Here is a 3,510-nt window from a genome sequence, read left to right on the forward strand (position 1 = left end):
CCCGACGGCCGAGCGGCGGTTCACCCGGGCCCTGGCCCTGCGCCCCGGGCACGGCCCCAGCCTCGTGCAGCGCGCCTACGTCCGTGTGCGGCTCGGTCGGCACACCGACGCGCTGACCGACTTACACTCAGCCGACCACGCCTGCGCGCTGGACGCGGAGGCCCGCTGGGTACTGGCCACCCTGGCCGGCGGCACGCCGCACGAGGTGGCCCGGCTGCTGGGCACGGCCGCACGGGCCACCATGGCGGGCGCGCGAGAGAGCGGCCACCAGGGGAGTTCCGCGGCCGCTACCGACGGCTGGCTCAGGAGCGCGGCGCTGCTCGACCGGGCCCGTCGACTGGCCCCCGGGGACAGCGGATCGGCCGTCGCGCACGCGGTCGCTCTCTGCCGGAGCGGCCGCCGTGACGAAGGGCTCGCCGTCCTCACCGCCGTGTCCCGCGCGGCCCCCGCCGACCGCCGTGTCGCACACACGTTGGCCGTGATGGCCTGGCACGGCCATCGGGCGTCCGAAGGCACGGATCCCGACCGCGCCTGGGAACGCCCCCTCACCCTGTGGGCCGGGCTGCTCCACGACCCGGACTTCTGGCGGTGGCGCCGCGCGGAGGCGGCCGCGCGCTACGGCATACCGGTCGACGACACCGCGATCACGACGCTGCGCACCGACCTCCGGACCCGCCTCGAGGCGCTCTTGCCGGAGGCCCACCGCGGTGACCTGCCCGAGCCCGAAGTGGTGCTGCACCGCGAGAGCGAGGCGGCCCGGCTCCTGGCGGAGGCAGGCGGAGTGCCCCTGCCGGATAGTGCCGCGCCCCTGGTCTGCGGACCGTCCCGCATCGTGGAACTCGGCAGGGAGAAGGAGTTGGCCGCAGTCGTCGCGGCCTCGGGTGAGGCCGCGCCCGCACTGCGCCGGGCCTTCTCCCACCTCGGTTACGCCCAGGCCCTGCTGTGTCTCGGCCGACCTCGGGAAGCGCTCGCGGCGCTGCCCGGACTGCGCTGCCCCGACTGCCACGCGCGCGACACGCACGGGGACCACGGCGCACCGCACCCGGCTCACGGGCGGAGCGACCGGGCCGTCGTGTGCGCCGCCGACTGTCCTCGCTTCGACGCCCGCAATCCGGCGTACGCCGGATCTCCCGGCAAGGACGAGGTGCTGATGCGGGATGCCCGCGCGTGCGCGTTGGAGGCCCGGCTCGCGCTGGGACGTTCGGCCCTCGCCGCGGGCTCCCTGGACGTCCGCGGGGCCACGGAGTGCTGGCGGCGGGCCCTCGCCCACGGCCGCGCCCTCGACCGGTACGCATCGGTCCAGGACACGATCGCCCGTACGGCGCTCGGCGCTGCGAAGGCACTCCACCGAGCCGGCGATATCGGCGCCGCCTGTGACACGCTCGAAGCCGCCCACACCGTTCTCGGCGACGGCCGACACGACCGCCTCAAGGGGCAGTTGGCTCGCGTGCTGGCCGATCGGGGCATCTCCCGGGCCAACCGCGATCCGGAGCGACTGGATGCCCCGGCCGCCGATCTGCGCCGCGCGGTGGAGCTCAACCCGCATCTGCTGCGCGCCCAGGTGAACCTCGGCGTCGTCCTGCGTGTCCTCGCGATCCGGTCGCGGTACTCCGGAAGTCTCGTCGGCGCCAGGGACCGACTCCAGGAGGCCGCGGACCGCCTCACGGTCGCGCTGGCCCACTTCCCGGACGACCTCGAACTGACTGGGCTGCGCGACCAGGTGACGACCGAACTCGCCGTGGTTCGCGCGGAGTTGACGCAGGGCCGGATCGGAGGCCTGCCGAGATGACGGAGTACGAGGAACTGCGGCTGCGGGTCCGCCACATCGGCGCCCACCGCCATCTGGTGACCACGAACGGCGCCGGCGGCGCCGTGGACGTCATCGAGGTCGACGGAGGCACGGTCGACGCGCTCCGAGCCCGATGGGAACATTTGATCGATACGGAGTTGGCTCTCGCTCCGCTGGGCGACAGGCACACCGCGCCCCGGCTGCGCGATCTCGGCAGAGACGTCTTCGACCTGCTGTTCGGCGGGCGGATCGAGCAGCATGTCCGCAGCGCGTACGATCACGCGCGGGGCTTGCGGCCCCCACGCGGTCTGCGCATCCGTTTCGACCTGCCCCCGGCGCTGTCCGCGCTTCCGCTGGAGGCCCTGTGCTCACCCGCTGACGACCCGGGGCAGGCCCCGGCCCTGCAGGACGGGATGTCGCTCGTCCGTTCACTGCAGGGCGGGCCGCTCGGGGGACGGGCACCCGACGCGTGCGCCCAGCCCAGCCTGATCCGACTGCTGGTCGTCTGCGCCTCCCCCGCCGAGGACGAACTGCCTCTGCTGCGAGCCGAGGTCGAGATCAAGGCGCTGCTGGGACTGCCTGAGATAGCCGTGCAGACGACGGTGGTGAATCGGGCCACGCGCGGGCGCCTGGAGTCCGCCGTCGGGGAACACTCCGACCTGCCCACCGCCTTGCTTCTCGTCGCCCACGGGACGTACGACGACGAGATCGGCAAGGGCGTGGTGCACCTGGAGACCCCGGACGGCGGCACCGACCGGGTTCCCTCGGACCTGCTCAGCGCCATGCTGCTCAGAGTGACCGGGCTGCGGCTCGTGGTGCTCAACCTCTGCTCAGGGGCGGACAGCGCGCACACCGAGCCGTTCTCCGGGCTGGCCCAGGCGCTCATCGGGGGCGGGGTCCCGGCCGTGGTGGCCATGCGGGGCCGGGTGAGCGACCTGGCCGCCGGTGTGTTCGGGCCCGAACTGCTGAAGGGCGTCGCCGCCAACCTGACGATCGACGAGGCACTGGCGCGGGCCCGGCGGCGCATCTCCCACGTGCCCGAGCACACGGCCGTCGAGTGGGCGACTCCGTCGCTGTTCCTGCACGAGGAGTGCCGCCACGGCTGGCTGTTCAAGGCGCGCGAGGTGCGCGACGACGGGCACCCGGCGGACGATCCGCTGCGGCGCGGTGCCGAGGCGCTGCGGGCGTTCCACAGCCCGACGGGTCATCTGGAAGCGGCCCAGCTCATCGAGGCGGCCCGATTCCAACGGCTGAGCGGGGGGTGGGAGCAGGTACTGCGCATCCTGGCAACCCGGACGCGGCAGTTCCAGGCCGAGCAGCAACTGCTGCGGGCGGAGGCCGCCCACGAACTTCGCTGGCCGCAGGTGCAGTCGTTGTGCGAGTCGCTCGCCGCGGAGCGGGCGGAACAGGCGGCGGCGGCCCTCGCGGGGATCCGTGAGACGTTGCCGGACGACGAGAACGCGTGGCTCCCCGTCCTGGAGGAGGAGGTCCGGCGACTCGGCCGTCTCGGCGAACTGCTCGACGAGGCGCACGCGGCAGCCCGGTGCGAGAAATGGGCCACGGCGCTGAACCATTGCGAGGAGATCCTCGCCCAGCGGCCGTCGGGCTTCGGCGACGCGGTGGGGCTGCGGGACACGGCGCGCGAGGAACTCCGTCTGGCGGACGCCTGCGCCCGTGCGGACCGGGCCTCGGCGGCGATCGACTGGGCCACCGCCGAGGCG

General features: G+C 74.1%; 2 protein-coding genes. Both read left to right on the top strand.

Annotated features, from left to right (window positions below):
- A partial coding sequence (locus AWZ10_RS37520; RefSeq protein ID WP_107417575.1) for a hypothetical protein occupies positions 1 to 1,789 on the top strand: 1,789 nt, incomplete at its 5' end.
- A partial coding sequence (locus tag AWZ10_RS37525) for a CHAT domain-containing protein (RefSeq protein WP_159058504.1) occupies positions 1,786 to 3,510 on the top strand: 1,725 nt, incomplete at its 3' end. The genes AWZ10_RS37520 and AWZ10_RS37525, both read left to right, overlap by 4 nt.

This window comes from Streptomyces europaeiscabiei, from assembly GCF_001550375.1.
Classification (GTDB): Bacteria; Actinomycetota; Actinomycetes; order Streptomycetales; family Streptomycetaceae; genus Streptomyces; species Streptomyces europaeiscabiei.